The 25039-nt window shown below is 61.0% G+C and carries 27 protein-coding genes and 1 tRNA gene; 13 read left to right on the top strand and 15 right to left on the bottom strand.

The window, feature by feature from the left end:
- Positions 1–79 precede the first annotated feature (79 nt).
- From KSS91_RS09885 to KSS91_RS09875, 3 genes are all read left to right on the top strand, one after another.
- On the top strand, positions 80–1168 hold the full coding sequence (locus KSS91_RS09885; RefSeq protein WP_007975695.1) for an asparaginase: 1089 nt from the start codon (positions 80–82) through the stop codon (positions 1166–1168).
- A 180-nt stretch (positions 1169–1348) separates the two neighbouring features.
- Positions 1349–1618 (top strand): DUF1654 domain-containing protein, encoded by a 270-nt coding sequence (locus KSS91_RS09880; protein ID WP_095965327.1) that lies wholly within the window; start codon positions 1349–1351, stop codon positions 1616–1618.
- Positions 1619–1622: 4 nt separating this feature from the next.
- Entirely contained in the window at positions 1623–2312 is a 690-nt protein-coding gene (locus KSS91_RS09875; RefSeq protein ID WP_217837768.1) for an endonuclease, read from the top strand.
- A gap of 87 nt (positions 2313–2399) precedes the next feature.
- Here the strand turns inward: KSS91_RS09875 and KSS91_RS09870 are convergent, their stop codons facing one another.
- Positions 2400–2765, bottom strand: a complete 366-nt coding sequence (locus KSS91_RS09870; RefSeq protein ID WP_015095856.1) for a hypothetical protein — start codon at positions 2763–2765, stop codon at positions 2400–2402.
- A gap of 250 nt (positions 2766–3015) precedes the next feature.
- On the opposite strand from KSS91_RS09870, the gene csrA reads away from it, so the two are divergent.
- Positions 3016–3207 carry a carbon storage regulator CsrA gene (csrA, locus tag KSS91_RS09865; RefSeq protein WP_007975691.1) on the top strand — a complete coding sequence of 64 codons (192 nt, stop codon included), beginning with the start codon at positions 3016–3018 and terminating at the stop codon, positions 3205–3207.
- Between the two features lie 159 nt (positions 3208–3366).
- Here the strand turns inward: csrA and KSS91_RS09860 are convergent, their stop codons facing one another.
- Positions 3367–3822, bottom strand: a complete 456-nt coding sequence (locus tag KSS91_RS09860) for a DUF2214 family protein (RefSeq protein WP_217837767.1) — start codon at positions 3820–3822, stop codon at positions 3367–3369.
- A gap of 203 nt (positions 3823–4025) precedes the next feature.
- Here KSS91_RS09860 and KSS91_RS09855 point away from each other — a divergent pair, with 203 nt between their 5' ends.
- On the top strand, positions 4026–4778 hold the full coding sequence (locus KSS91_RS09855; RefSeq protein WP_217837766.1) for a carbonic anhydrase: 753 nt from the start codon (positions 4026–4028) through the stop codon (positions 4776–4778).
- A 75-nt stretch (positions 4779–4853) separates the two neighbouring features.
- Here KSS91_RS09855 and KSS91_RS09850 read toward each other — a convergent pair whose 3' ends face one another.
- Positions 4854–5048, bottom strand: a complete 195-nt coding sequence (locus KSS91_RS09850) for a hypothetical protein (protein WP_217837765.1) — start codon at positions 5046–5048, stop codon at positions 4854–4856.
- A 251-nt stretch (positions 5049–5299) separates the two neighbouring features.
- Between KSS91_RS09850 and KSS91_RS09845 the strand changes: the two genes are divergently transcribed.
- Positions 5300–5506 carry a hypothetical protein gene (locus KSS91_RS09845; protein WP_217837764.1) on the top strand — a complete coding sequence of 69 codons (207 nt, stop codon included), beginning with the start codon at positions 5300–5302 and terminating at the stop codon, positions 5504–5506.
- A 627-nt stretch (positions 5507–6133) separates the two neighbouring features.
- On the opposite strand, the gene KSS91_RS09840 is transcribed toward KSS91_RS09845, so the two are convergent.
- The gene (locus tag KSS91_RS09840) at positions 6134–6415 is read right to left on the bottom strand and encodes an excalibur calcium-binding domain-containing protein (protein ID WP_217837763.1); all 282 of its coding nucleotides are present in this window, start codon (positions 6413–6415) and stop codon (positions 6134–6136) included.
- Positions 6416–6525: 110 nt separating this feature from the next.
- Here KSS91_RS09840 and KSS91_RS28480 point away from each other — a divergent pair, with 110 nt between their 5' ends.
- Both KSS91_RS28480 and KSS91_RS09835 read left to right on the top strand, forming a co-directional pair.
- Complete coding sequence (locus KSS91_RS28480) at positions 6526–6648, top strand: hypothetical protein (RefSeq protein ID WP_263986909.1); 123 nt, start codon at positions 6526–6528, stop codon at positions 6646–6648.
- A 12-nt stretch (positions 6649–6660) separates the two neighbouring features.
- A complete protein-coding gene (locus KSS91_RS09835) occupies positions 6661–7032 on the top strand; it encodes a site-specific integrase (protein WP_225923730.1) in 372 nt (123 codons plus the stop codon).
- A 113-nt stretch (positions 7033–7145) separates the two neighbouring features.
- On the opposite strand, the gene KSS91_RS09830 is transcribed toward KSS91_RS09835, so the two are convergent.
- Positions 7146–7222 (bottom strand) — tRNA-Val (locus tag KSS91_RS09830).
- 184 nt (positions 7223–7406) lie between these two features.
- Here KSS91_RS09830 and KSS91_RS09825 point away from each other — a divergent pair.
- Complete coding sequence (locus KSS91_RS09825) at positions 7407–8690, top strand: NAD(P)/FAD-dependent oxidoreductase (protein ID WP_217837762.1); 1284 nt, start codon at positions 7407–7409, stop codon at positions 8688–8690.
- Positions 8691–8780: 90 nt separating this feature from the next.
- Here KSS91_RS09825 and KSS91_RS09820 read toward each other — a convergent pair whose 3' ends face one another.
- The 5 genes from KSS91_RS09820 to KSS91_RS09800 form a co-directional block, all read right to left on the bottom strand.
- Entirely contained in the window at positions 8781–9758 is a 978-nt protein-coding gene (locus KSS91_RS09820; RefSeq protein ID WP_217837761.1) for an XdhC family protein, read from the bottom strand.
- Between the two features lies 1 nt (position 9759).
- The gene (locus KSS91_RS09815; protein WP_217837760.1) at positions 9760–10998 is read right to left on the bottom strand and encodes a c-type cytochrome; all 1239 of its coding nucleotides are present in this window, start codon (positions 10996–10998) and stop codon (positions 9760–9762) included.
- Between the two features lie 2 nt (positions 10999–11000).
- Positions 11001–11540: a (2Fe-2S)-binding protein gene (locus tag KSS91_RS09810; RefSeq protein WP_007982256.1), complete on the bottom strand. Its 540-nt coding sequence runs from the start codon at positions 11538–11540 to the stop codon at positions 11001–11003.
- Complete coding sequence (locus KSS91_RS09805) at positions 11533–14364, bottom strand: xanthine dehydrogenase family protein molybdopterin-binding subunit (RefSeq protein ID WP_217837759.1); 2832 nt, start codon at positions 14362–14364, stop codon at positions 11533–11535. Before KSS91_RS09805 ends, KSS91_RS09810 begins: the two co-directional genes overlap by 8 nt.
- A 176-nt stretch (positions 14365–14540) precedes the next feature.
- A complete protein-coding gene (locus KSS91_RS09800; protein WP_015095870.1) occupies positions 14541–15482 on the bottom strand; it encodes a LysR family transcriptional regulator in 942 nt (313 codons plus the stop codon).
- A gap of 125 nt (positions 15483–15607) precedes the next feature.
- On the opposite strand from KSS91_RS09800, the gene KSS91_RS09795 reads away from it, so the two are divergent.
- Genes KSS91_RS09795 through aldA form a run of 4 tightly spaced genes read left to right on the top strand, consistent with a single transcriptional unit; the run spans position 15608 to position 20389 of the window.
- Positions 15608–16903: an MFS transporter gene (locus KSS91_RS09795; RefSeq protein WP_217837758.1), complete on the top strand. Its 1296-nt coding sequence runs from the start codon at positions 15608–15610 to the stop codon at positions 16901–16903.
- A gap of 33 nt (positions 16904–16936) precedes the next feature.
- Positions 16937–18121 (top strand): L-rhamnonate dehydratase, encoded by a 1185-nt coding sequence (rhmD, locus tag KSS91_RS09790; RefSeq protein WP_217837757.1) that lies wholly within the window; start codon positions 16937–16939, stop codon positions 18119–18121.
- Positions 18122–18135: 14 nt separating this feature from the next.
- The gene (locus KSS91_RS09785; protein WP_217837756.1) at positions 18136–18936 is read left to right on the top strand and encodes an aldolase/citrate lyase family protein; all 801 of its coding nucleotides are present in this window, start codon (positions 18136–18138) and stop codon (positions 18934–18936) included.
- Positions 18937–18955: 19 nt separating this feature from the next.
- The gene (aldA, locus tag KSS91_RS09780; protein ID WP_217837755.1) at positions 18956–20389 is read left to right on the top strand and encodes an aldehyde dehydrogenase; all 1434 of its coding nucleotides are present in this window, start codon (positions 18956–18958) and stop codon (positions 20387–20389) included.
- 75 nt (positions 20390–20464) lie between these two features.
- Here the strand turns inward: aldA and KSS91_RS09775 are convergent, their stop codons facing one another.
- The 5 genes from KSS91_RS09775 to KSS91_RS09755 are packed head-to-tail and all read right to left on the bottom strand — an operon-like array spanning position 20465 to position 25002.
- Positions 20465–21247 carry an IucA/IucC family C-terminal-domain containing protein gene (locus tag KSS91_RS09775; RefSeq protein WP_217837754.1) on the bottom strand — a complete coding sequence of 261 codons (783 nt, stop codon included), beginning with the start codon at positions 21245–21247 and terminating at the stop codon, positions 20465–20467.
- Positions 21244–22035, bottom strand: coding sequence for an ABC transporter ATP-binding protein (locus KSS91_RS09770; RefSeq protein WP_015095875.1), 792 nt, complete (start codon positions 22033–22035; stop codon positions 21244–21246). Before KSS91_RS09770 ends, KSS91_RS09775 begins: the two co-directional genes overlap by 4 nt.
- 12 nt (positions 22036–22047) lie before the next feature.
- Positions 22048–23079, bottom strand: coding sequence for a FecCD family ABC transporter permease (locus tag KSS91_RS09765; RefSeq protein WP_217837753.1), 1032 nt, complete (start codon positions 23077–23079; stop codon positions 22048–22050).
- Positions 23072–24061 carry a FecCD family ABC transporter permease gene (locus KSS91_RS09760; protein WP_217837752.1) on the bottom strand — a complete coding sequence of 330 codons (990 nt, stop codon included), beginning with the start codon at positions 24059–24061 and terminating at the stop codon, positions 23072–23074. Before KSS91_RS09760 ends, KSS91_RS09765 begins: the two co-directional genes overlap by 8 nt.
- Complete coding sequence (locus tag KSS91_RS09755) at positions 24061–25002, bottom strand: ABC transporter substrate-binding protein (protein WP_217837751.1); 942 nt, start codon at positions 25000–25002, stop codon at positions 24061–24063. Before KSS91_RS09755 ends, KSS91_RS09760 begins: the two co-directional genes overlap by 1 nt.
- Positions 25003–25039: the final 37 nt, after the last annotated feature.

Raw genomic sequence — 25039 nt, 5'->3', positions numbered from 1 at the left:
CCTCCGGCGTTCAGATTCGCCCGGGGCGTATCTAGATGAACCTGCATCTGCACCGTCTCACAACTAGAAGAGAAAAATAATGACATCTGCACTCAAGACCTTTGTTCCGGGCGCCTTGGCCCTGCTGCTGCTTCTGCCGACCGCCCTTCAGGCCAAAGAAGCCGAAACCCAACAGAAACTGGCCAACGTGGTGATCCTGGCCACCGGTGGCACCATTGCCGGCGCCGGCGCCAGCGCCGCCAACAGCGCGACCTACCAAGCGGCGAAAGTCGGCATTGAACAATTGATCGCCGGCGTTCCAGAACTGAGCCAGGTGGCCAACGTTCGTGGCGAACAGGTCATGCAAATCGCTTCCGAAAGCATCACCAACGAAAACCTGCTGCAACTGGGCCGCCGCGTAGCCGAACTGGCCGACAGCAAAGACGTCGATGGCATCGTGATCACCCACGGCACCGACACCCTGGAAGAAACCGCGTACTTCCTGAACCTGGTGGAAAAAACCGACAAGCCGATCATCGTCGTGGGCTCCATGCGCCCGGGCACTGCGATGTCCGCCGATGGCATGCTCAACCTGTATAACGCGGTGGCCGTGGCCAGCAGTAAAGATGCGCGAGGCAAAGGCGTGCTGGTGACCATGAACGATGAAATCCAGTCGGGTCGCGACGTCAGCAAAATGATCAACATCAAGACCGAAGCGTTTAAAAGCCCCTGGGGTCCGCTGGGCATGGTGGTAGAAGGCAAATCCTACTGGTTCCGTTTGCCAGCCAAGCGCCACACCATGGATTCCGAATTCGACATCAAGACCATCAAGAGCCTGCCTGACGTCGAGATCGCCTATTCCTACGGCAATGTCAGCGACACGGCCTACAAGGCCCTCGCCCAATCAGGCGCCAAAGCCATCATCCACGCCGGCACCGGCAATGGCTCGGTATCGTCGCGGGTAGTCCCTGCCCTGCAAGCCTTGCGCAAAGACGGCGTGCAGATCATTCGCTCCTCCCATGTCAACGCCGGCGGCTTCGTATTGCGCAACGCCGAACAGCCTGACGATAAATACGACTGGGTCGTGGCCCACGACCTGAACCCGCAAAAGGCCCGAATCCTGGCGATGGTCGCGCTGACCAAGACCAATGACAGCAAAGAGCTGCAGCGGATGTTCTGGGAATACTGATTCGCCCTCGCCCGACCGATCCGGTCGGGCACCCTGTGCGCCATTCTCCAGTCCTGGCGATTGGCGCCGTTCGATCTGACAAAAAAACTCCCTGCGCCTTACACCAAATAGAACAAACCGCTGTCAGAGGATTTTCTTGATTTTTAAGCAGTTGCGAAATTGCCTACAGTTAAATACTGTATGCACGTACAGCTTAATAAGGATAATTCCGTGGACACTACCTCTGCCTCTTCTGACACCTACGTACGCATGGGCCTGCGCGTTCAGAAAATCATCAACTCCCCCACCGCACAAAAGGCCAGGGCAGCACTGATCTTCCGCCTGCCTGACGAGCCGGTGGATGAATGGGAACGCTTGCTGGAAGAAATCGACGAGAACGACAACGTCACCCTCGCCTATCGCGACGATGGCGGCGTGCAGATTTTCTGGGTTGTGCCGAAGGAAGATTGAGTCGATGAGTGCCCGCTGGTTTGCTTTGTTTTTTGTGTTTTTTGTCATGGCTGCGCAAGCCGACGCTCCGCGCACCTTCACCGAAGCGAAAAAGGTCGCGTGGAAGCTCTACGCTCCCCAATCCACCGAGTTTTACTGTGGCTGCAAATACACCGGCAACCGGGTGAACCTTGCCGCCTGCGGTTATGTACCGCGTAAAAATGCCAAGCGCGCATCCCGCATCGAATGGGAGCATATCGTTCCGGCCTGGCAGATCGGTCATCAACGCCAGTGCTGGCAAGAAGGCGGTCGCAAGAACTGCACCCGCTACGATCCGGTTTACCAGAAGGCCGAAGCTGATTTGCACAACCTGGTGCCCAGCATCGGCGAGGTCAATGGCGATCGCAGCAACTTCAGTTTCGGTTGGCTGCCCGAACAGTCGGGACAGTATGGTGCGTGCCTGACCCAAGTCGACTTCAAGGCCAAGAAAGTCATGCCCCGCCCTTCCATTCGCGGCATGATCGCCCGGACCTACTTCTACATGAGCAAGCAGTATGGCTTGCGCCTGTCGAAACAGGATCGACAACTGTACGAAGCCTGGGACAAAACCTATCCCGTACAGGCCTGGGAACGGCAACGCAACCAGAGCGTGGGGTGCGTCATGGGACGCGGCAACGAGTTCGTCGGCCCGGTGGACATGAAGGCCTGCGGCTGAATCCAGGCGACACCAGAAACAAAAAAGGCCTCGAGGCTAAAGCCCCGAGGCCTTTTTTTGTTTGCCCAACATCTTCGCTGCCGACTGTTATTGAGCGGCCGGACGTTCAAGCACCAGCAATTCGATGTTCTGTTTCTTCGAGCGAGTGAGCACAGCACGGACCTCATCCTGTTTGGCTTCGGCCTCGGCTTTCGAATTGAACGGCCCCATCAGGATTCGCGTATTGCCATTTTCCTTGACGACGCTGGACATGAAACTGTGTTCGATCAGCCAGCCACTCAAATCACTGACCGCCTGAGGGGTTTCACCTCGCACTTCAAGATCCCATTGCGGGCCGGACGCTGCCGCGGGTACGGCAGCCACGGCCGGCTTTGGCTTCGGCGCATCCACACTGCTGCCCTCTCCACATCCCGCCAGTGCCAATATCGCGAGTACCAAGACCATTTTGCGCACGGCGTTTCCCTCTAAATGCTTAAAGCGGGGATTTTAACATCCATGAATACTTCACGAGTGCCATAAAATGGTCTCAAAACAACGAGAATCATGGTGGCGGCCTCTGTATAGTTACGCCTTGGGAATTAATGCCACATCTGCGCGTCAGAAAGAGGCACCCAAACTGTGAGACTTCGCACTAATCTATACATACCACCGACCTCTGCACTGTCCGAATCAGGTGCCCCACGAAGCAATCAAGGAGAAGACCATGCTGATACTCACCCGCAAAGTCGGTGAAAGCATTAATATCGGTGATGACATTACGATCACCATCCTGGGCGTAAGCGGCCAGCAAGTCAGGATCGGCATCAACGCCCCGAAGGACGTTGCAGTGCACCGTGAAGAAATTTATCAGCGCATTCAGGCCGGCCTGACCGCCCCGGAAAAGCCGCAATCCTGAATTCTGTTGCAGTCAGTAGCCAGCCCGTTCAGTGCGCAACCACGGCTGGCTAAAGATTCAGCATCGCTTCCGCATGCTTTCGATACTAGCGACAAGCTCAACGTCCTGGCTGTCAGACATTTCTTGTTTATCCTGGGGAAGTACGCGTTCGCTGCGTGGCTAACCGAACATCACCCCGCGCGCCATGCCAGTCGCCGCCACCACCATCAACAGCACCAGCAGTGCCTCGACATGACTGATCCGTGCAAACAGCTTCGCACGGCCAGTATCGAAGGCGACTTTACGGCCCAGCGCTATCCGCCATTTGATCAACGTCACCATGGGCGCAATCTCCAGCAGCAAGATCAGCACGAACAGCGTCATCTTCAGATGAAACAGCGGCTGATGCAGGTAATAGTCCGTGCCTTTCTCGTACCCGCCAAAGGCTCGCCACCCCCCGCTGATCAGTAACACGACAGCTGAAATACCCCAGATATTGTCCGCCATCAGGACACTGCGCACTTCTGCGGTCCCATCGGCCAGACGCCGAAAAGCCGTGCCTCGAGTCAGCACCGCCCAGAATCCCAACGCAACCGCCAAAAGATGAACCGCCGCCAGAAACCAATTAGTCAGCATCGAGAAACTCCTGCCAGGTAGAAGCTCTATGAGCCTGACAGTAGTAGCCCATGAAATGGCTGCTTGCACGGCATCCTCGGACCAGGCCCGGTACACAATATGACAGACCAACTAGACTCCACTGCGCTGGCATTGAGCGACCGTGGCAGTCCCAGCCCCAACAGCAACTCACTCTCACCGCATTGAACTGAGTAAACAAAATCATGTGTGAATCATGTGATTCAAGCTCTGCTTCAAACACAACAGGCCGTCGTCGTTTTCTTCAATTTGCCGGATTGAGCGCAGGCGCCCTGCTGCTGACCGGCACACTGCCCGGCAGGATCATCCAGGCAGCCGAAAAAGCGACAGCCCCGCCCAAACCACAAAACGTGATCAGCCCCGACATGGCGCTGAAAAGACTGATGGAGGGTAATGAACGATATGTAAGCGGTACATCCAAGATTCATGATTTCAAGGCTGAGCGAGAGGCCCTGGTGTCAGGTCAAAATCCGTTCGTGGCCGTGCTGAGCTGCTCTGACTCGCGCATCGCCCCGGAGTATGCGTTTGACACTGCGCGCGGCGATCTTTTCTCCATCCGCGTCGCGGGCAATTTTGTCACCCCGGAAGGCCTGGCCAGTCTTGAATACGGGGTCGCCGTACTGGGCGCCCCGCTGATTCTGGTACTCGGCCATGAGAGCTGCGGCGCCATCGAGGCCGGCATCAAGGTTGTCAAGGACCAGACGGTTTTCCCCGGCCATATCCCGAAACTGACCGACGCACTCAAGTCAGCCATCGAGGCCGTGCTGAAGCAACCCGGGAGCCTGATGGAAAACGCCACCGCGCAGAACGTCAAAAATTCGGTCAACAGCCTGAAACAGGCCTCGCCCTTGCTGACCGATGCGCAGAGCAAAGGCATGCTGAAGATCGTGGGAGGTGTCTATCGCCTGGCGAGCGGCAAGGTAGAGCTCATCGCCTGACCCACAACGCGCACATTGTCAGCATCGGCGCATAGCCCCGCATGCAAAGAGCCCAGCGCTATGGCTGGGCTCTGGTTATTTCCGGTTTTCCATCATTTTGTCGGCCAGGGCTCTGGCCCTCTCGATCAACAGGTTCTGCCTGTCTTCGTGCGTAGCCCCGCCCACAACCGGGGCTGTCAGATTGCTTTCGGCAATCAATGCAGCGCAGAAGTATTGATCCCAAACGGCTTTGTCTACGGGTGCCTGTTTGCTGATTTGATCGACGTTCATGGGCGGCTCCTTTCAATGAGGCAGCCCCACTAGTTTACGCCTGAATGGCCAAGAATCCGGACCAACATCCACCATTACCCGCCATTCGTCGCCTGCGAAAACACCACGATGAGTTCAACCGCATCCGTGGCTTGAGGATTGCACAGATCGCGCGTAGCAGCGACGGAACGACATAATTCTGACGCAGCAGCCATTCAATCAACGCTTAAGGACTCCAGCGATACGCTTGGTCAGTCACCGGGAGATGTAACGTGTCAACGCTCAACGAAATCGCAATGAACCACGCGAGAATGGCTAAGGAAAAGGCAGCAGAGTCGACCGAACTGAGCGAGCGACACCTCCAGATTGTAGGGAGCTTCGAGGTACCGTCCATTGATGTACAACAGAACGTCCCAATGCACCTGATCGCTGGAGCGCAGGAGGTGCATCTGATTCATGCGACGGGTTTCGCGCTCTGAGCTTTTATGGGGCAAGCGTTATTCAGATCTGGAAGAGTCTGGATCTACTTAAATCCGGTTCCTGTATATCTCGGAAAGATAAGTTCAGCCTGTGGCTTTCTTTTCGTGCAGGCAGATAGCCTCTCAGTATTAAATTCCGATGATATTTTTGGCGTCGTTCATCCTGTATTACGCTGTCGAAGTACCTTCGAGAAAACTGATGCGGGACGGGCAGACACGAAAAGGTTGAAATCCGTTAGCGCAAGAGCGACATTATTTCCACCCTGCCATTCCTGCACATTCAGGAGTGGGCCGAACAAGCCTCGCCAGAGAAATCTGCCGGGGCTTTGTCGTCTTCGGCTTAGGAGAAAGACATGTCTAGAGCTCAACGACGACACGATACACGCCGCATAAAGGCTCGCTTTGAAAGAAACCAGAAAACCAAAGACTGGGAAGCCACTGCTCGAGAGGCAGGCGTCTTCGCAAATCATGGCAAGGTCTGCTCTTGCTGGATGTGCTGCAATCCAAGAAGGCTGGGTGAGCTCACCCTACAGGAGCTGCGGGCTGACCGCCCCATACAAGAGTGAAAGCAGGCCCCTCATCTGATTTCACAATCCACCTACCAGCCTACCGATGAGCGGCGAATAGTCACCGGCACCACTGCGTCTCACAAGGTATCCCGTCGTGGTCTCCATCCATTTCCATTCCTGGGCAATTTTGCAGAAAGTTCTTGGCCTCTGCGCACGAGGTCATCTGCGAGCAATATTTGCGCCCGTCACATTTAACTGGAGCCGAGACAGGCTTCGGCGCAGTCACGACCGTAGAAGTTCTTTGGGGACTCGACAGCCGAGCCTCAGCCCAGGACTGTAATTCAGGAGAAAACTTCCAAGCCAACAGACCAACAACAAGCACTATCAAAATCAGTTTCATCTTGATCCATCCATGACGAGAGACCGTTTGCGTTCTCACGCTGCCTGCTTTCCAGCGTAACCCACAAATCCAAATACAGCCCGCCGGTGAACGGCGGGCGAGGAATCGTCATGTCCGATTTTCAAACCGAAACCACGCCCACCGCCCGTAAAACGCAAAACGCAAAACGCAAAACGCAAAACTACGGGAAGCCTGTGCACCTGGAGATTGCCATGGGACAGGGCGCTACGTGAGGTGGTGCTGGAATGTATGAGATCGCCTGTCGCCTGCCCGTACCTGATCCACTACTCGCCCAAGGCACGCAAACGCTCCCAGCTCGACGCCAAGCTACACTGGAACGCAGTGACAGCGGATTACCTGACCCAGTCATTTGCCCAGGCTCGGGACGATTCGCCCCCCCCTACGACGACATGCCAGCCGGCGAGCGCCCCAACTTCCACGAGATCCACGAGATCCGCGAACTAGGTGCATGGCTGTACGAGCAACAGGGTTTCGAACAGGAATACATTCAGGGTTTGATGGGGCACGCGGACGTGAAGACGACCGAGCACTACCAGGCAGGGCACGGCGATGACGCGGTGGTTTATATGAAGGTCAAAGCCGACCTGAAGATGTAGCGCGGCGGTCGTTTGCCCAAAACATTCCCAATGCTTGCCCAAACACCAGACAACAAAAAAGGGCCCACCTTTCGGTGAGCCCTTCCAGACCGCCCAGCAGAGCGGATTTTGTTTGGTAGGCGCGATTGGACTCGAACCAACGACCCCCACCATGTCAAGGTGGTGCTCTAACCAACTGAGCTACGTGCCTGCTGTGAGGCGGCATTCTACGGAATTCCGGAGGGGTGTCAACACCTTTTTTCGCGCTAACCCTATGAATATGCAAAATATTTAATTTTGCCGGTACAAAGAAGATTTTCCGGGTGGCTGGCGGGCGATTTTCAACTCGGGTAGGATCAACGCACTCGTAAAATATATTAAACAGAGGCTGCCGGATGGCTAACACTCCCTACCCAGAGTCCTACTACGCCGCATCGGCCAATGCGGTTCCGCCGCGCCCGGCGTTGCAGGATGATGTCGAGACCGATGTCTGTGTGATTGGCGCCGGTTACACGGGGCTGTCCTCTGCCCTGTTTCTGCTGGAGAACGGTTTCAAGGTCACGGTGCTTGAGGCCGCCAAGGTGGGTTTCGGGGCGTCCGGGCGTAATGGCGGGCAGATCGTTAACAGCTATAGCCGCGACATCGATGTCATCGAGCGCACGGTCGGTCCCAAGCAGGCTCAGTTGCTGGGGCAGATGGCGTTTGAAGGTGGCCGGATCATTCGTGAGCGGGTCGCCAGGTACAACATCCAGTGCGATCTGAAGGACGGTGGCGTGTTCGCCGCGATGACCGCCAAGCAGATGGGTCATCTGGAGTCGCAGAAGCGCCTGTGGGAGCGATTCGGCCACAGCCAACTCGAGTTGATGGATCAGCGCCGCATCCGCGAAGTGGTGGCCTGTGATCAGTATGTCGGCGGCATGCTGGACATGAGTGGCGGCCACATCCATCCGCTCAACCTGGCGCTGGGTGAAGCGGCGGCGGTCGAGTCCCTGGGCGGGACGATCTACGAGCAGTCGCCGGCCGTGCGCATCGAGCGCGGAGCCAACCCGGTGGTGCACACGCCGCAAGGTAAGGTCCGGGCCAAATTCATCATAGTCGCCGGCAACGCCTATCTGGGTAATCTGGTGCCGGAACTGGCCGCCAAGTCGATGCCTTGCGGCACGCAGGTGATTACCACCGAGCCCCTGGGCGAAGAACTGGCCAGGACCCTGCTGCCTCAAGACTACTGCGTCGAAGACTGCAATTACCTGCTCGACTACTACCGCCTCAGCGGTGACAAGCGCCTGATCTTCGGCGGCGGCGTGGTGTACGGCGCGCGGGATCCGGCGAACATCGAAGCGATCATTCGACCGAAGATGCTCAAGGCCTTCCCGCAGCTCAAGGACGTGAAGATCGATTACGCGTGGACCGGTAACTTCCTGCTGACCCTGTCGCGCCTGCCTCAGGTCGGACGCCTGGGCGACAACATCTACTACTCCCAGGGCTGCAGCGGCCATGGCGTGACTTACACGCACCTGGCGGGCAAGGTGCTGGCCGAAGCGTTGCGCGGCCAGGCCGAGCGTTTTGACGCGTTTGCCGACCTGCCCCACTACCCGTTCCCCGGCGGACAATTGCTGCGTACGCCGTTCGCGGCATTGGGCGCCTGGTATTACGGATTGCGGGACAAGTTCGGGTACTGACCTTTAAAACAAAAAAGATCGCAGCCTGCGGCAGCTCCTACAGGAACCATGATCCCTGTAGGAGCTGCCGCAGGCTGCGATCTTTTGATCTTAAAGCCGGTCCCGCGCGATACCGCTGCGAATCCGCAGGATATCCGCCAGCACCGCCAGGGCAATCTCCGCTGGCGTCTTGCTGCCCAAGTTCAGCCCGATTGGCGCATGAATCCGCCCCAACTCGACCTCCCCCAGACCGCCGATGCGCCGCAAACGCTCGAAGCGCTTCTGCGAGGTCTGCATGGAGCCCATCACACCGATATAGAACGCCTCGGTGCGAACCGCCTCCATCATCGCCAGGTCATCGATACGCGGGTCGTGGGTCAACGCCACCACCGCCGTGTCGCTGTGGCAGCCGCCGTCGGCGATGAACACCGACGGCAGTTGGCGGCGAATCTCCACGTTCTCCAGCACGACGCCTTCCAGCACTTCGTCCCGCGGATCGCACAGAATCACCTCGAAACCCAGGCCCACGGCAAACTCCGCACAGGCCTGTGCCACACTGGAATAGCCGGCCAGCAACAAGCGCTGGGCCGCGCCGACACGCACACGCACACGCACGCGGTCGATTTCACGTTCGATACGCACTCCCTGCTCACGATCATCGAACAGGCTGCGCGCACCGCTTTGCAGATCGACTTCGCGGATCAATCGACGTCGACCCAACAACGCTGACTCCAGCTCGCGCAAATGCGCCTGCACCTCGCAATCGGCCTCAAGCTTCTCGACCAGCACATCCAGCACCCCGCCACAGGGCAGGCTGACGCGCGAGCGTGGGTCGTCGCCTTCGCCGTAACGAACGACGCTGACCGGCTGCAGAAACGCGCCCTCGGCGACTCGCTCGAGAAAATCCTCCTCGACACAGCCACCGGATAGCGAGCCAATCCAGTGCCCGTCAGTGTTCACTGCCAGCAGCGAACCCGGTGCGCGCGGTGCCGAGCCGTAAGTGGCCAGCACCGTACACAGCCAGATGCGCTGACCGGCCGTCGACCACTCCAGCGCCCGGCGCACCACTTGCAGATCGAGATGCTGCATATCAGTGCGCCTTGTGCTCGAGCGGCGGCGCATCGGCCCGCAACTTCTGCACGTCGTTCAGCGCCAGGTCATTGGGCTGACCGCCCCAGCCCTGACGCAGGTAGTTCAGCAGATCCGTGAGTTGCCCGTCGCTCAACTTCTCGGCGAAGCCCGGCATCGGCTGCATGTGCTCGAACCCGGAGAACTTCTGCTCACCGATACCGTCGTCGATTACCCGCAGCAGGTTACGCGGGTCTTCCAGGCGCAGCGTGGTGTTGCCACGCATGGCTACGGCAATGTGCGGCTTGCCCTCGCCGCCCGGCGCATGGCAACCGGCGCAGACGTTCAAATATTCCTGACGGCCACGCTGGGCACTCGGGCTCAGTTTGTCCAACGGCACTTCGGTGAGCACTTTCGCCGCCGGTGGCTGATCGCCGAGCAGGAAGGTCGCCATGGCCGCCAGATCCGGATCGCTCAGGCCCTGGGTGCTGTTGTGGAACACCGGGAACATCTCGTTGAACATCGTGCCCTGGGCGCTCATGCCGTGCTTGAGGAACGAGCTCAGGTCCTGATGATTCCAGCCACGGGCCGCCAGGTCAGTGGCCAGCAGGCTTGGCGCCAGATAACCATTGAGAATGCCGCCGGTCATGCGCTTGTCCTGCTGCATCGCGCCAGGCAAGCCGCGCGGGGTGTGGCACTCGCCACAGTGACCGAGCACGTCGACCATGTACTGGCCGCGTTTCCAGGCTTCGCTTTTGCCTTCGGCAGACTCCAGCTTCACATCCTTGCCGTACATCATGTTCCAGCCCATCAGGCCCAGGCGCACGTTGAACGGGAAGCTCAGGCGGGTGACCGGGGCGGCGCGCTCGATCGGCTCGACGGTTTTCAGGTAGGCATGAATCGCATCGGAATCGGCGCGCGGCATCAGGTGATACGAGGTGTACGGCATCGCCGGATACAGGTTCGCGCCATCGCGGCGCTTGCCTTCGGTCAGAGCGGCGAAAAACTCGTCATCGCTGTACAGGCCGATGCCGTGCTCTTTGCTCGGGGTGATGTTGGTGCCGTAGATCGTGCCGAACAGCGACACGATCGGCAGGCCGCCCGCATAGGGTGCACCACCCGGCGCGGTGTGGCAGGCCATGCAATCGGCGGCGTGGGCAAGGTACGCGCCTTGCTTGACCTGCGCCTCATCGGCGTGGGCCAGCAACACAGGCGCAGCCAGGCCGACCGCCAGCGTCAGGCGGGACAATAGTGACTTCATGCTTAACCCTCCTTGACCAGGCCGAGATCGGTCAGCACGTTGCGGGTGGCGCTGTAGTAGCGCACGTACCCGGTGCAACGGCAGATGTGATGACCGAGGCTGTCCTCGATGACTTTTTCCAGCTGGCTTTTGACGATCGGCTGACGCTGCAGCTTTTCCACCAGCACGGTCGCGGCATTGACGAAGCCCGGCGCGCAGTAGCTGCACTGGAAGGCGAATTCGTCGACGAAGCGCTGCTGGATCGGGTTCAGCTCGGTGACCTTGCCCTGCTCGTCGCGGGTCGCATGGCCTTCGATGGTCCGCACTTTCTTGCCTTCGAAATAGTGCGCACCGGTGATGCAGGTGCGCACTTCTTCGCTGGTGCCGTCGGGGTTGTCGACGATCACCACGCAGGCGTGGCAGATGCCCTGGCCGCAGCCCAGGCGCGAACCGGTGAGGTTCTTGTATTCGTGCAGGTAGTCGATCATCGGCAGGTCATCAGGGATGTCCACCGGGCCGACGGATTGACCGTTGAGGGTCAGTTGAAGCGGACGGTTAGCCATTGAGGGCCTCCTTGATGCGTGCAGAAGTGATAGGCAGGTCGCGGACACGTTTACCGATGGCATGGGCCACGGCATTGCCGATGGCACCCACCACAGGAATCATCACCACTTCGGCGATGCCCTTGGACGGGTCGCTTGGCGAGAGTGGCGGCAGGATCTCCGCCGTCTGCTTCCACACCGCGACGTGCCGCGCCATGGGCAGGCGGTAACGGTTGAAGTTCCAGTCACCCTCCCCCGGCCCGCCTTCGTACAGCGGCATTTCTTCCATCAACGCATGGCCGATGCCCATGGCGATACCGCCTTCGAGCTGGCCCTTGACCAGCTCCGGCACCAGCACGCGACCGCACTCGACCCACGAGTGATGGTTGAGTACCGACACTTCGTTCGAACCCTTGTTGACCTTCACTTCCACCAGCGTCGCCACCGGGCTGTAGTACGTCACCGCCGCGTTGTTCAACTGGGTTGCCGGGTAGGCGATGTTCTGCCGGTCCAGCAAATGGAAACCGGCGCTGTTCATCTGCGCCTTCTTCGCTTTCGGTGCACCGTCGCCGTACTTCACGGCCAGGCCGTCGAGCGGCAAGCGCTCACGCACGCCGTCGATACTGAACTCGGCCTCGGCCCAGCTCCAGCGGTTGAAACCGTGCACCGTGGCGCCGCTCACCAGGCCGCGCTCGTGAACACGCTTTGCCAGCATGGCGAACGGCAGGGGTTCCATGCCGTTGGCGGTGAGCTTGCCATCGACCCAATGGGCGTCTTCGCGGCGCACCACGTAAGGGTTGGCCTGACCACCGAAAGGGCCTTGACGCCAGATCTCCATCGCCGCCGGCCACAGGCCGTGGTTGAACAGCACGCGCGCCGCTTCACGGGTGGCGTGGCTGAAGTAGTACGCCGAGTTGGTGGCCGACGATGCCGAAGCCACCTTGCCGACCCAACGCGGGTTGCGCAGGACATTATCCTGTTCGGCCTGGCTCATGATGTACGGGTTGCCGCTGCTGATCAGTTGCAACTCTTTCCATTCGGTTTCACCGGTCTTCACTTCGTGCGCCGGGATACCGAGGAAATCGGCCACGACCATGGCCTGCGAGGTCGACATGCCGGTGCCGATCTCGATACCGATGTGGCGCAGGCTGATGCGACCTTCGGCGGTGAATTCAATACTGGCCATCGGCGCTTCGGAACCGGTGCCGAAGTCTTTCTGGCAGATGGCGAAACCCACCCCGTACCAGTTGTCCGGATCGGCGGCTTCGCGTTGCTTCTTGATCGCGTCGCGGTTTTTCCAGACCTCGTGGACAGCCGCCTTGTCGAGAATTTCGTGCAGGCGCAAGGCACCGGCCGGGATCGCGCCCTGGGTGTTTTTCATGCCCGAACGCAGTGCGTTCTTGCGGCGCAGCTCAATGGCATCGACACCGAGGCGATCGGCGATTTCGTCGACCATCATTTCGGTCGACGCCATGCTCTGCAGGGTGCCGTAGCCACGCATCGACCCGGCTTCTACCGCGCGGGAATGGTAAGCCGTGACCTGCAGGTCGTTCTGCGGCATGTAATAGATCGATTGCGCGGCCGTGGCGCCCACCGCCGCCACCGACGGGCTGTAGTTGATTCGCCCGCCACCGTCGACGCTCATTTCAGCGCGGAAGATCTTGAAGCTGTGGTCGTTCTTGTCCACCGCCAACTGGTAACGAATGTCGAACGGGTGACGCTTGATGCCGCTCTGGAACTGCTCGTAGCGGTCGTTGGCCAGGCGCACCGGCACACCGGCGCCGTACAACGCGGCCAGCGCTGCGTAGTAGACGAAAATGTTGTGGTCTTTGGAGCCATAACCGACGGTGTAACCGGGGTGCATGTTCAGGTTGGCCAGGCCGAAACGCGACGGCGCAATCATCTTCGCGGTCTCGGTCGCGGTTTCCAGCGGGCACTGGGTGGCGACAACGAAATGCAAAGTCTTGGTGGCCGGGTCGTACCAGCCGTTACCGTTGTCCGGCTCCAGGGCGGCCGGTTCGATCGACGGGGTCTTGTAGCGCTCGTCGAACACCAGCCAGTTGTCCGGCGGCGTGTCGATCTGCTGCTTCATGCGCTCGGCGTAGAACAACCCGCGCTCGGTCAGGTTGCCGTGCAGGTTCGGCTGGGAGTTCCACACCGGACGACGGTTTTTCAGCATCGGGAACAGGATCGAATCCTTGAGGCTGGCGAACTCATCTTCGTCGGCCGAGGTCGCACCGCCGACGCGCACATAGCGGAAGCTGCCGTATGGATCGCCTTCGTAGAACGGCACTTTTTCGCCGTAGCGGATGGCCTTGTCATTGAACTTGAGCTGGTTCTTGGCCTGACGGAAACGCTCGAAGTCGTTCCAGATCAGGATCGCCACCGGATGACCGATGAACATCGGCACCTTGCCGGCCGGCAACAATGGATCCGGGGCGTGCTCCTCAGGGAACACGATGCCGTCCTTGACCAGGTCTTCGGCGGTGACGATGCGGTCCGGCTGCAACCCGGCGCCCAGCCACGACAGGTCGATGCCGGCGAAGATGTGGTCGGCCTTGATGGTTTTGAGCAGCATGGCGTGGCCTTGCTGCTGCGGCCAGCCCGGCATGTCCTTGGCGCGGATGTCGCGGGCAAAGACCTTGCTGCCGCAGACCTTGGACAAGGCATCGTTACGGGCGCGCGCCTGGCCATTGTTGCCGAGCCACTGCTCGGACGGCACGGTCACGCTGTTTTCCATCAAGGCGGCCAGCGCCTGGCTGCTCAATGGCGTGAGCGTCACGCTCACACCCGCTACCAGCCCGCCCTGGAGGAACGAGCGCCGGGATATTTCACGGTTGGACATGGATCATCCTCTGGGCGGTTATGGGGTCCGCCCTTCTGGTTATGTACTGGAAATCTCGAGTCTTGCAGAAGCCCTTTTCGACGATGCAAAGGGCTGTTGTTGACAGTGCAAAGCTGACCGAAAGGTTAAGTTTATAGGCTTATGCCTTCGCGGAAAACTAAAAACTGACCAAGGAATCAAAAAACCGCGACTTTTCGACGCAGCAGTTCAATGAACAACCCCAACTCCCGGCTGATGTGCTCGCCCTTGCGCAACAACAACCCGAATGGCGCCATCTGCACATCCAGTTCCACCGGCAATGCCACCACCAAGCCCATTTTAAGATAGTCGCGCAATGCGGTTTCCGACAGAACCATGATCGCGTCGGTCAACTGAATAAGCTGCTGCATGGAGTACACCGAACTGCATTCGATGATGTCCGCCGGTAACGGCAAAGCTAACCGCTGCAAGGCCTGATCCAGGCCGATGCGCGCCGGACTGGTTTCCGGTTGCAGGATCCACGGCCAACCGCTGACCAGCTCGGCCATGTCCAGTTTTTTGCGCCGGGCCAGCGGGTGGCCGGCGTGCACCACCACCAGCAAGCGTTCGTTACCCAACTGCTCGAAGACGTAGTGCTCACTGTCGGTGGCGGCATTGCGCCGGGCGATGGCGAGGTCGATGCGGCCCTGTTCCAGCAACTGGATCACCTGGTCGCTGGTGTCGCCCATGATGCGAATCCGCAGCTGCGGATTGAGCGCCTTGATCTCGGCAATCGAATCCATGACCAGGCCCGGCGCCGCGCCCATGATGGTACCGATCGACAGATAGCCGTAGCCGCCCTGCTGCCGCGCCATCAGGTCCTCGGCGCAACGGTCCAGACCACTGATGGCCGACTCGGCAAAGCGAATCAGTTCCTGGCCCAGCGCTGTCGGGCGCATCCCCCGCGGCAGGCGCTCGAACAGATCGCAGCCGAACATGTCTTCAATCTCATGGAGCATGCGGGTTGCCGCCGGTTGCGACATGTTCAGGCTTTGCGAAGCGCGGTGCAGGTTCTGGCTGGAGCTGAGCGTCACCAGCATGTGCAGATGCTTGTAGCGCAGGCGATTGAGCAGGCTGCGGGAGATGATCGGCGTGGTCATGGCGGGCCTTTTTTATCGATACCCTCAAGGTATCAGTTGTGAGCTAGATTCGATTTGTAACGCATCGATCAGCGGCCGTACAGTCTTCCCCATAAGAACAAATGCCCTACCAAAGGAAAACTGCGATGAAGACTCTACCCGCGCCTCTGCTCGCCAAAATTTCCTGGCGGCTACTCCCGTTTCTCCTGCTGATGTACATCATGGCCTTCCTCGACCGCGCCAACGTCGGGTTCGCCAAGCAAGCCTTCCAGGCCGACACCAATATCAGCGATGCCGCCTTCGCCTTCGGCGCCGGGGTGTTCTTCGTGGGCTACGCGTTGCTTGAAGTGCCGAGCAACCTGATCCTGCACCGCGTCGGCGCCCGCCTGTGGATGTGCCGGATCATGGTCACCTGGGGCCTGGTCTCCGCCGCCATGGTCTTCGCCCACACAGAAACCAGCTTCTACATCCTGCGCTTCCTGCTGGGCGTGGCCGAAGCCGGCTTCTTTCCCGGGGTGATCCTCTACCTCACCTACTGGTTCCCCAGCGCCGTGCGCGGCAAGGCCATGGGTTTCTTCTATTTCGGTGCGCCGCTGGCGTTCATCTTCGGCAGCCCGTTGTCCGGCTTGCTACTGGAACTGGACGGCTTCGCCGGCTTCCACGGCTGGCAGTGGCTGTTTGCCGTTGAAGGCCTGATGGCGACGGCGGTGGGCATCTGGGCCTACTGGTACCTGGACAACCGGCCGGCCGATGCCAAGTGGCTGACCGTCGAGGAACGCCAGCAAGTACAAAGCCTGCTCGATCAGGAAGACAGCCATAAACAGAACCACGGCCGCAGCCTGCTCAACGTCATTTGCCAACCCTCGGTGCTGTACCTGTGCCTGATCTACCTGTTGATCCAGGCCAGCGTCTACGGCGTGGTGTTTTACCTGCCAAGCCAGGTCGGCGGACTGCTGGGGACCAAGGTCGGGCTGATGGTCGGCCTGGTCACGGCGATTCCATGGATTTGCGCCTTGATCGCCGCCTACCTGATCCCCGGCTACAGCGACCGCACCGGCGAGCGCCGCCGCACCGCGTGCCTGACCTTGCTGATGGCCGCCGCCGGGATCGCCTGCTCGGTGACCTTCAGCAATCCGCTGCTGGGGATCATCGCCCTGTGTTTTGCCGCCTCCGGCTTCATCGCCGTGCAACCGGTGTTCTGGACCTTCCCCTCCAGCTACCTCGCCGGCAATGCCGCCGCGGCCGGGATCGCCCTGATCAACTCGTTCGGCGCCCTCGGCGGCTTCATCGCCCCCATCCTGAAGAACTGGGCCGAGGGCGCTTTCCATTCACCGGCAGCTGGTTTGTACGTGCTGGCCGTTACCACCGTCATCGCCGCGTTGCTGGTGCTGGGCGTACGCGCGCCCGGCCATGAAGCCTCGAACAAACCGGCCACCGTTTAAACCTGACCGCCGTTTAACAAAAGGAATCACACCATGGGCATTCCAACCATCAAACACGTGCGCGCTTTCACCCTGCGTGGCGGCGGCGCGGATTATCACGACCAGGCCGACGGCCACTGGATCGACGATCACATTGCCACGCCGATGAGCAAATACCCCGAGTATCGCCAGAGCCGCCGCACCTTCGGCATCAACGTACTCGGCACCCTGGTGGTGGAGATCGAGGCCAGCGACGGCACCGTCGGTTTTGCCGTGACCACGGGCGGCGAGCCGGCCGCCTACATTGTCGAGAAGCACCTGGCGCGCTTCCTCGAAGGCGCCCGGGTCACCGACATCGAAAAGATCTGGGACCAGATGTACCAGTCGACCCTGTATTACGGGCGCAAGGGCATCGTCATCAACACGATCTCCGGCGTCGACCTGGCGCTGTGGGACTTGCTCGGCAAGATCCGCCAGGAGCCCGTGCACCAGTTGCTCGGCGGTGCGGTGCGCGACGAATTGCAGTTCTACGCCACCGGCGCCCGCCCGGACCTGGCGCAGAAAATGGGCTTCATCGGCGGCAAGATGCCGCTGCACCAAGGCCCGGCCGAAGGCGAAGAAGGCCTGCGCAAGAACCTCGAAGAACTGGCGACCATGCGCGAGCGTGTCGGCCCGGACTTCTGGCTGATGCTCGATTGCTGGATGAGCCTGGACCTCAACTACGCCACCAGACTGGCGGTCGGCGCCCACGAACATGGCTTGAAATGGATCGAAGAGGCCCTGCCGCCGGACGATTACTGGGGCTACGCCGCCCTGCGCAACAACGTACCCAAGGGCATGCTGGTGACCACCGGCGAACATGAAGCCACGCGCTGGGGCTTCCGCATGCTGCTGGAGATGGGCTGCTGCGACATCATCCAGCCGGATGTCGGCTGGTGCGGCGGGATCACTGAACTGGTGAAGATCTCGGCCCTGGCCGACGCCCACAACGCGCTGGTCATCCCCCACGGCTCTTCGGTGTACAGCTACCACTTCGTCGCCACCCGGCATAACAGCCCGTTCGCCGAGTTCCTGATGATGGCGCCGAAGGCTGACGAAGTGGTGCCGATGTTCCACCCGCAATTGCTCGGCGAACCGGTGCCGGTCAATGGCCGCATGCGCCTGTCCGCGCTCGACCAGCCTGGTTTCGGCGTGACCCTCAACCCGGAATGCCAACTGCATCGGCCGTATAACCGCTGAGAAAGGAGTTCGTGATGAACATGCCGCACAACGCGTTCAAGGCCGCACTGAACAACAGCGAAACCCGGTACGGCATCTGGGCCGGGTTCGCCACCGGCTACGCCGCCGAGATTGTCGCCACCACCGGCTACGACTGGATGCTGATCGATGGCGAGCACGCGCCCAACACCGTGCCCGGCGTACTCGCCCAGTTGCAGGCCGTGGCGCCTTACCCGACCGCGCCGGTGGTGCGCGCGGTGAATGGCGATGCCAATCTGATCAAGCAACTGCTGGATATCGGCGCGCAGACGCTGATGATCCCGATGGTCGAAACCGCCGAACAGGCACAGGCGCTGGTGCGCGCCATGCGCTACCCGCCCCACGGCATTCGCGGGGTCGGCGGCGGCCTGACCCGGGCCACGCGCTGGGACGCTGTGCCGGATTACCTGAATACCGCCCACGAACAACTGTGCCTGATCGTCCAGGTGGAATCGCGCACCGGCGTGGAAAACGTCGCTGCGATTGCCGCCGTCGAGGGCGTGGATGCGGTGTTTATCGGGCCAGCGGATTTGTCGATCGGCCTGGGTCACGCCGGCAACCCCGGCCACCCGGAAGTCCAGGAGCGGATTCAACACGCCGTGAACGCCACACTGGCGGCCGGCAAGGCCTGCGGGATTCTCGCCCCCAACGAAGAAGACGCCCGCCGCTACCAGCGCTGGGGCTGCCAGTTCATTGCAGTGGCCATCGACATCAGCCTGCTGCGCCAAGGCGCCATGGCCACCCTCGCCCGCTACCGCGAACCTGCCGCCACTCAAGCGCCGTCACGCACTTACTGATCTGCCAAGGAGTCGCACCATGTCATCCGTGCCTGTTTACGAAAACTTCATCGACGGCCAGTTCGTGGCCAGCGCTGCCCACCTCGATGTGATCAACCCGGCCACCGGCGCCGTGCTGTCGAAAGTCCCGGCCTCGACCGCCGAGGACGTCGACCGCGCCCTTGCCGCCGCCCGCGCCGCCCAGAAAGACTGGGCGCGCAAACCGGCGAATGACCGCGCCGGCTACTTGCGCCGGATCGCCGCGAAACTGCGGGAAAACGTCTCGCACCTGGCGCGCACCATCACCCTGGAGCAAGGCAAGATCAGCGGGCTGGCGCAAGTCGAAGTCAATTTCACCGCCGACTACCTCGACTACATGGCCGAATGGGCGCGGCGTATCGAGGGCGAAATCATCACTAGCGACCGCCAGAACGAAAACATTCTCCTGCTGCGCAAACCCTTGGGCGTGGTGGCCGGGATCCTGCCATGGAATTTCCCCTTCTTCCTGATCGCCCGAAAAATGGCCCCGGCCCTGCTGACCGGCAACACCATCGTCATCAAGCCCAGCGAAGAAACCCCGAACAACTGCTTCGAATTTGCCCGGCTGGTCGCCGAAACCGACCTGCCGCCCGGCGTGTTCAACGTGGTCTGCGGTGACGGCCGAGTCGGCGCGGCACTGAGCGCGCACAAGGGCGTGGACATGATCAGCTTCACCGGCAGCGTCGACACCGGCTCGCGGATCATGGCCGCCGCTGCACCGAACATCACCAAGCTCAACCTGGAACTGGGTGGCAAGGCGCCAGCCATTGTACTGGCGGATGCAGACCTCGACCTGGCGGTCCGGGCGATCCGCGATTCGCGGATCATCAACAGCGGCCAGGTGTGCAATTGCGCCGAGCGGGTCTATGTCGAGCGCAAGGTGGCGGATCAGTTCATCGAACGCATCGCGGCGGCCATGAGTGCGACCCGTTATGGCGACCCGATTGCCCAGCCCGACGTGGAGATGGGCCCGCTGATCAACCGCCAGGGGCTGGACAGCGTCAACCGCAAAGTCCGCACCGCGTTGAGCCAGGGCGCAAGCCTGATCAGCGGCGGGCAAATGGCCGACCTGCCCAATGGCTTCCACTTCCAGCCCACTGTTTTAGCCGGTTGTCGCGCGGACATGGAGATCATGCGCGAAGAGATTTTCGGGCCAGTGCTGCCGATCCAGATAATCGACGACCTGGACGAAGCCATCGCCCTGGCCAACGACTGCGACTATGGCCTGACTTCGTCGATCTACACCCGTGACCTGAACAAAACCCTGCAGGCGATGCGCGAGCTGGATTTTGGCGAAACCTACGTCAATCGCGAGAACTTCGAAGCCATGCAAGGCTTCCATGCCGGTGTGCGCAAGTCCGGCATCGGCGGCGCGGATGGCAAGCATGGGCTGTACGAATACACCCATACCCACGCGGTCTATCTGCAAGGCTGAGCCAGGCACTTTCTGTGAAGGGCACGCGCCTGAGCCATCGTTCAGGCGCCTGCCCCATCACCCTGAATGCACATCTCATCGGCATTTCCCCGGACGTAGCAACGGGCAGGTTGAACAGTACTCAGCGGGTTCGGTGGCCAGGTAGTAAAAGCAACAGGTTCGGCGAAAGCGAATGCTGCGTTGCCCATCGTCCACCAGCGTCGGCGGTCGGCGGAAATGGCTCAGCGGGTTGTAATCGAGACCGAACAACGCAGGCTCGGCTTGTGTCAGCAGCCAATTGAAATCCGCTTCACAGCGCTCGCGCACTGACGGGTCTTCGATCTTTGCCATGCGTTTTTCATACAGCGAGTAAACGCGCACGGCCGTGTTTTCCCAGAGGATGCGCCGGGAGACACCGGTGACACGGTTGAAGGTGTGCCACAACGGTTGCAGCAGTCCCGCGAACAATCCCCGCACCAGGGCCTCCCGCCAGGCCTCGCGCTCATTGGCCCCATAGGTCAGCGGCAGACCGTGATGCAGCGGCATCGACGACGTCCACTGCCCCTCATCGTGGCCGTATTCAATCAGCGTGTTGTCGAGCGTCAACAACAGCCCCTTGTCATACACCGACAGCGCATACAGACAGGCACCGTTCGCCAGAAACGACAAGCGCTTGCCCAGCAACGAGGCGGTGATCGCCCGGGTCGGCGAACCGATCACCGGGCCCAGGGTGTCCAGCAGTTGCTCGCACACGTCTTCCTGCAACAAGTCCCGGGCCATCAGCGAACGCAACGGGTCGCGCTCGTCGCCGTCCTTGAGCCGCAAGCCGCCGGACAACACCGTCCACTGCGGCGCGGTGAAATGACGTGCCAGACTCATTGCGGCAATTCCCGGCCAAACGGAATGCACAACGGCGTGCCGAAGAACGGATCGGCAATGATCCGGCAATTGAGGTCGAATACGGTTTTGACCAAGGGTTCGGTCAACACCTCGTCGGGCCGCCCCTGGGCAAAGGCCGTCCGGTTGTGCACCGCAACCATGTGGTCGGCGTAACGACAGGCCAGGTTGAGGTCGTGCAGCACCATGATGATGGTCTTGTTTTCGAGCCGGTTGAGGTCGCGCAGCAGGTCCAGCACTTCGATCTGGTGCGCCAGGTCGAGAAACGTGGTGGGTTCGTCGAGCAGCACGATGCCAGTGTCCTGGGCCAGGGTCATGGCGATCCACGCGCGCTGGCGCTGCCCGCCGGACAACGCGTCCACCGGTCGGTCCGCCAGGGCCTGGAGGCTGGTTTGCGTCAGCGCGCGGTTGACCATGGCCTCATCTTCAGCCGACCACTGCTGCATCCAGCTCTGATACGGATAACGTCCCAACGCCACCAACTGCCGCACGGTGATGCCCTCCGGCGCGCTGGGGGTCTGAGGCAAAATGGCCAACTCCCTGGCCACGGCGGCCGTGGACTTTTGCTGGATATCCACACCGTTGAGAATCACCGAGCCCTGCTGCGGTTTGAGCAGTCGGGCGAAGGATTTGAGCAAGGTGCTTTTGCCGCAGCCGTTGCTGCCGATCAGTACCGAAATCTTGCCCTGGGGCAGTTGCATGTCCAGCGCGTCAATAATGACCTGGCGCTGGTAACTCAGGGTCAGGCCGCGACTTGCAATCGACGTCATGCGTTGAATTCCTTAATGACGCTGTTTAATCAACAAATAGAGAAAAAAGGGTGTGCCCAGCACGGCGACAAAAATCCCCGCCGGCAGATCCAGCGGCAAAAACAGGACACGCCCGGCGAGGTCGGCCAGCACCACGAGGCTCGCCCCGACCAACGCCGCCATCACCGCCTGGCCGCCAAAACCCGGGGCTACCAGGCGCTTGGCAATGTGCGGCGCAATCAGCCCGACAAACGCGATCGCCCCGCCCCAGGCAATCGCAGCTCCAGCCAATGCCACGCTCACCAGCAACAAACCGGCGCGCAGCCACTGCACGCGAACGCCAATGCCCTGGGCCAGAGCGTCATCCAGTTGTTGCACCCTCACCTGCCGGGCCAGCAGCACCAGCAGCGGGCAGATACCCAACAACCAGCGCCCCAGCGCCAGCGGTTCCGGCCAACTGGCGCCGTACACGCTGCCGGTCAGCCAGACATAAGCCGACAGGGTCGTGGTCAACGGACTGAAGACCAGGATGAAGGTGGTCGCGGCGGTCAACATCGCACTGATGCCGACCCCGATCAACACCAGGCGCAGCGGTGAGGCCCCCTGCTTCCGGGCCAGCAGATAGATCGCCAATGCCGCCAGCCCCGCACCGGACATCGCCGCCAGCGGCAGAAACTGTTGGCCCAGCGCCACGGAGAAAAACGCCAGATACAGCACGGCCGCCGCACTGGCCCCACTGGTGATACCCAGTAGGTCAGGTGAAGCCAGCGGGTTGCGGATGATGCTTTGCAGAATCAACCCCGACACCGACAACGCCGCACCGACCAACGCCGCCAGGAGCATGCGCGGCAAGCGCAGTTGCTCGACGATGAACGTCAGGCTGGCGTCCTGGGTCGACAGCAGAATCCGCAGCACCTCCAACGGCGACAGCATGACTTTGCCCAGCGACAGTGAGCCGAGCATGATCAACGCCGTCACCATCAACGCCGCCAGCAACCGCCACAACGTAGTGACATTGATCCGCCGGGAAAAGCCGCTGCGGCGCCAGGTCAGGACCTTATCCATAACGACCTCCACGCCGGGCCAGCAGAATGAAAAACGGTGCGCCGAACAGTGCCGTCATCACGCCCACCGGGACCTCCTGCGGCAGGATCAACACCCGCGACAAGGTATCGGCCAGCAGCAGGACAATGGCGCCGAGTAGCGCACACCCCGGCAGCAACCAGCGATGATCGATGGACAGGCCCTTGCGCACCATGTGCGGCACCAGCAGGCCGATAAACCCGATGCTGCCGGCCAATGCCACGGCACTGCCCGCCAGACAGACCACCAGCACGCTCATCAGCAGCCGGATCAAACCGGTGCGCTGGCCCAGGCCGGTGGCGATCTCCTCGCCTGCGTCAAGCACGTTGACCTGCCCCGCCAGCAACATCGCGCCGAACAACCCGAGTACGCCACAGATCAGTAGTGGCGCGGCGACCGACAGGCTGCGCTCGGTCAACGAACCCGCCAGCCAGAACAGCACCGTGTCCAGTCCATCCTGATTGACCACCAGCAACGCCTGACTGAACGCAGAGAACAAGGCGGCCATTGCCGCACCCGCCAGCACGATGCGCAGCGGGCTGAGACTGCCCTGCCCCATGTTGCCGATCAGCCACACCAGGCTGCCGGCCACGGCCGCGCCGATGAACGCGCTCCACAGCCAGGCATCCGGGGATGACAGGGAAAACAGCGAGGAGCACAGGATGATAAAAAACGTCGCGCCGGCGTTGATCCCGAACAACCCGGGGGACGCCAGCGGATTGCGCGTCAGCGCCTGCATCAAGGCCCCCGCCACGGCCAGGCTCGCGCCCACGGCCATTGCCATCAAGGTGCGCGACAGGCGCGTGGTGGTCACCAACACGTGACTGACGCTCAGCGGATCGGGATGCACGAACGCGGCGGCAATGTTCGACAACGGAATCCAGGTGGCTCCGACCGCCAGGCTCAGCACGCCGCTGAGCAGCAACACGACGGCGGCACAGCACAACTTCAAACCATTGCTCATCAGGACAGGTCCGCCTTGACCAGCCGCGCAACGTCATCGAGCATCAGGTTCGCCCCGAGCATCCCGCCCGACAGGCTCCAGGCCACCCCGTCGACCCGCCACACCTGCCCCTGTTGCGGCGCACGCATTTGCTGCCACAGCGGATGCTGCATCAGGCTTTCATAGTTTCGCTGCACTGCCGGTTTCTCCGCGCGCAAGAAGACAAAGAAAATGTCGGCATTGACCACCGCCAGACTCTCCTTGCTGGTGAGTTTGATCGATACCCCGTTCGCCGCCCGACTGGCCTCACTCCAGCCAAACCCAAGCTCGGTGATCACCGAACCCGGAAAACTGGCCGGCAGATAACTGCGGATATGGTCCTCACGAACATCCAGAATCGACACTGTCGGCGGCCAGCGCCCGGCAAATTCCTGCTGCAGTTGCTCGCGCAGTTGTGCCGTGCGCAACTGCCAGCGGGCCAACACCTCGTCGGCGCGCTGCTGGCGGTGCAAGGCCAGCCCCATCAACGCCAGGGTCTTTTTGAACTCGAACACTTCCTCGAGCATCACCACCGGGGCGATCTGCTTGAGCAACGGCGCGATGCGTTCATGGCGAAAGCGCGAGGCGATGATCACGTCCGGCTTGAGCAGCGCGATATCCTCAAGGCTGGGCTGGGTTTCCAGCCCGACATGAGGCACCGGCTCCAGTGCCGAGCGCAGATAGCGATAAGTGGGCTTTTCACTCCAGGAATCGACGATGCCGCAGGGTGTGATGCCCAGCGCCACGGCACTGTCCGTGGCCCCCTGAAACAGGGTGATCACCCGCAGCGGCGCGGCGTCGGTCCGGGCCCACGCCGACGGGGCAAACCTGAGTGCAAGCAGGCCCAGGGACAGGCGCAGCAGCGTGCGCCTGGAGGGCGTATCGGGCTGTTCTTTCTTGGGCAGGTAAGTCACGCCGGGCATGCTATGGTCCTCTGCAATCGATTCATGACACAACTCG

Source organism: Pseudomonas azerbaijanorientalis (assembly GCF_019139795.1).
In the GTDB taxonomy this organism is placed as follows: Bacteria; Pseudomonadota; Gammaproteobacteria; order Pseudomonadales; family Pseudomonadaceae; genus Aquipseudomonas; species Aquipseudomonas laurylsulfatiphila.
Note: the sequence above shows the minus strand (reverse complement) of the source record. Positions and strands in the feature narration are given on the sequence as shown.

Bases quoted from the DNA above. Each gene is read 5' to 3' on its own strand.
- rhmD (WP_217837757.1), top strand. From the start codon at position 16,937: ATGGGCATTCCAACCATCAAACACGTGCGCGCTTTCACCCTGCGTGGC.
- KSS91_RS09795 (WP_217837758.1), top strand. From the start codon at position 15,608: ATGAAGACTCTACCCGCGCCTCTGCTCGCCAAAATTTCCTGGCGGCTA.
- csrA (WP_007975691.1), top strand. From the start codon at position 3,016: ATGCTGATACTCACCCGCAAAGTCGGTGAAAGCATTAATATCGGTGAT.
- KSS91_RS09815 (WP_217837760.1), bottom strand. From the start codon at position 10,998: ATGAAGTCACTATTGTCCCGCCTGACGCTGGCGGTCGGCCTGGCTGCG.
- KSS91_RS09810 (WP_007982256.1), bottom strand. From the start codon at position 11,540: ATGGCTAACCGTCCGCTTCAACTGACCCTCAACGGTCAATCCGTCGGC.
- KSS91_RS09775 (WP_217837754.1), bottom strand. From the start codon at position 21,247: ATGAGTCTGGCACGTCATTTCACCGCGCCGCAGTGGACGGTGTTGTCC.
- aldA (WP_217837755.1), top strand. From the start codon at position 18,956: ATGTCATCCGTGCCTGTTTACGAAAACTTCATCGACGGCCAGTTCGTG.
- KSS91_RS09825 (WP_217837762.1), top strand. From the start codon at position 7,407: ATGGCTAACACTCCCTACCCAGAGTCCTACTACGCCGCATCGGCCAAT.
- KSS91_RS28480 (WP_263986909.1), top strand. From the start codon at position 6,526: ATGTCCGATTTTCAAACCGAAACCACGCCCACCGCCCGTAAAACGCAA.
- KSS91_RS09755 (WP_217837751.1), bottom strand. From the start codon at position 25,002: ATGCCCGGCGTGACTTACCTGCCCAAGAAAGAACAGCCCGATACGCCC.
- KSS91_RS09785 (WP_217837756.1), top strand. From the start codon at position 18,136: ATGAACATGCCGCACAACGCGTTCAAGGCCGCACTGAACAACAGCGAA.
- KSS91_RS09885 (WP_007975695.1), top strand. From the start codon at position 80: ATGACATCTGCACTCAAGACCTTTGTTCCGGGCGCCTTGGCCCTGCTG.
- KSS91_RS09840 (WP_217837763.1), bottom strand. From the start codon at position 6,415: ATGAAACTGATTTTGATAGTGCTTGTTGTTGGTCTGTTGGCTTGGAAG.
- KSS91_RS09860 (WP_217837767.1), bottom strand. From the start codon at position 3,822: ATGCTGACTAATTGGTTTCTGGCGGCGGTTCATCTTTTGGCGGTTGCG.
- KSS91_RS09765 (WP_217837753.1), bottom strand. From the start codon at position 23,079: ATGGATAAGGTCCTGACCTGGCGCCGCAGCGGCTTTTCCCGGCGGATC.
- KSS91_RS09800 (WP_015095870.1), bottom strand. From the start codon at position 15,482: ATGACCACGCCGATCATCTCCCGCAGCCTGCTCAATCGCCTGCGCTAC.
- KSS91_RS09875 (WP_217837768.1), top strand. From the start codon at position 1,623: ATGAGTGCCCGCTGGTTTGCTTTGTTTTTTGTGTTTTTTGTCATGGCT.
- KSS91_RS09850 (WP_217837765.1), bottom strand. From the start codon at position 5,048: ATGAACGTCGATCAAATCAGCAAACAGGCACCCGTAGACAAAGCCGTT.
- KSS91_RS09820 (WP_217837761.1), bottom strand. From the start codon at position 9,758: ATGCAGCATCTCGATCTGCAAGTGGTGCGCCGGGCGCTGGAGTGGTCG.
- KSS91_RS09805 (WP_217837759.1), bottom strand. From the start codon at position 14,364: ATGTCCAACCGTGAAATATCCCGGCGCTCGTTCCTCCAGGGCGGGCTG.
- KSS91_RS09760 (WP_217837752.1), bottom strand. From the start codon at position 24,061: ATGAGCAATGGTTTGAAGTTGTGCTGTGCCGCCGTCGTGTTGCTGCTC.
- KSS91_RS09770 (WP_015095875.1), bottom strand. From the start codon at position 22,035: ATGACGTCGATTGCAAGTCGCGGCCTGACCCTGAGTTACCAGCGCCAG.
- KSS91_RS09855 (WP_217837766.1), top strand. From the start codon at position 4,026: ATGTGTGAATCATGTGATTCAAGCTCTGCTTCAAACACAACAGGCCGT.
- KSS91_RS09835 (WP_225923730.1), top strand. From the start codon at position 6,661: ATGTATGAGATCGCCTGTCGCCTGCCCGTACCTGATCCACTACTCGCC.
- KSS91_RS09880 (WP_095965327.1), top strand. From the start codon at position 1,349: ATGCACGTACAGCTTAATAAGGATAATTCCGTGGACACTACCTCTGCC.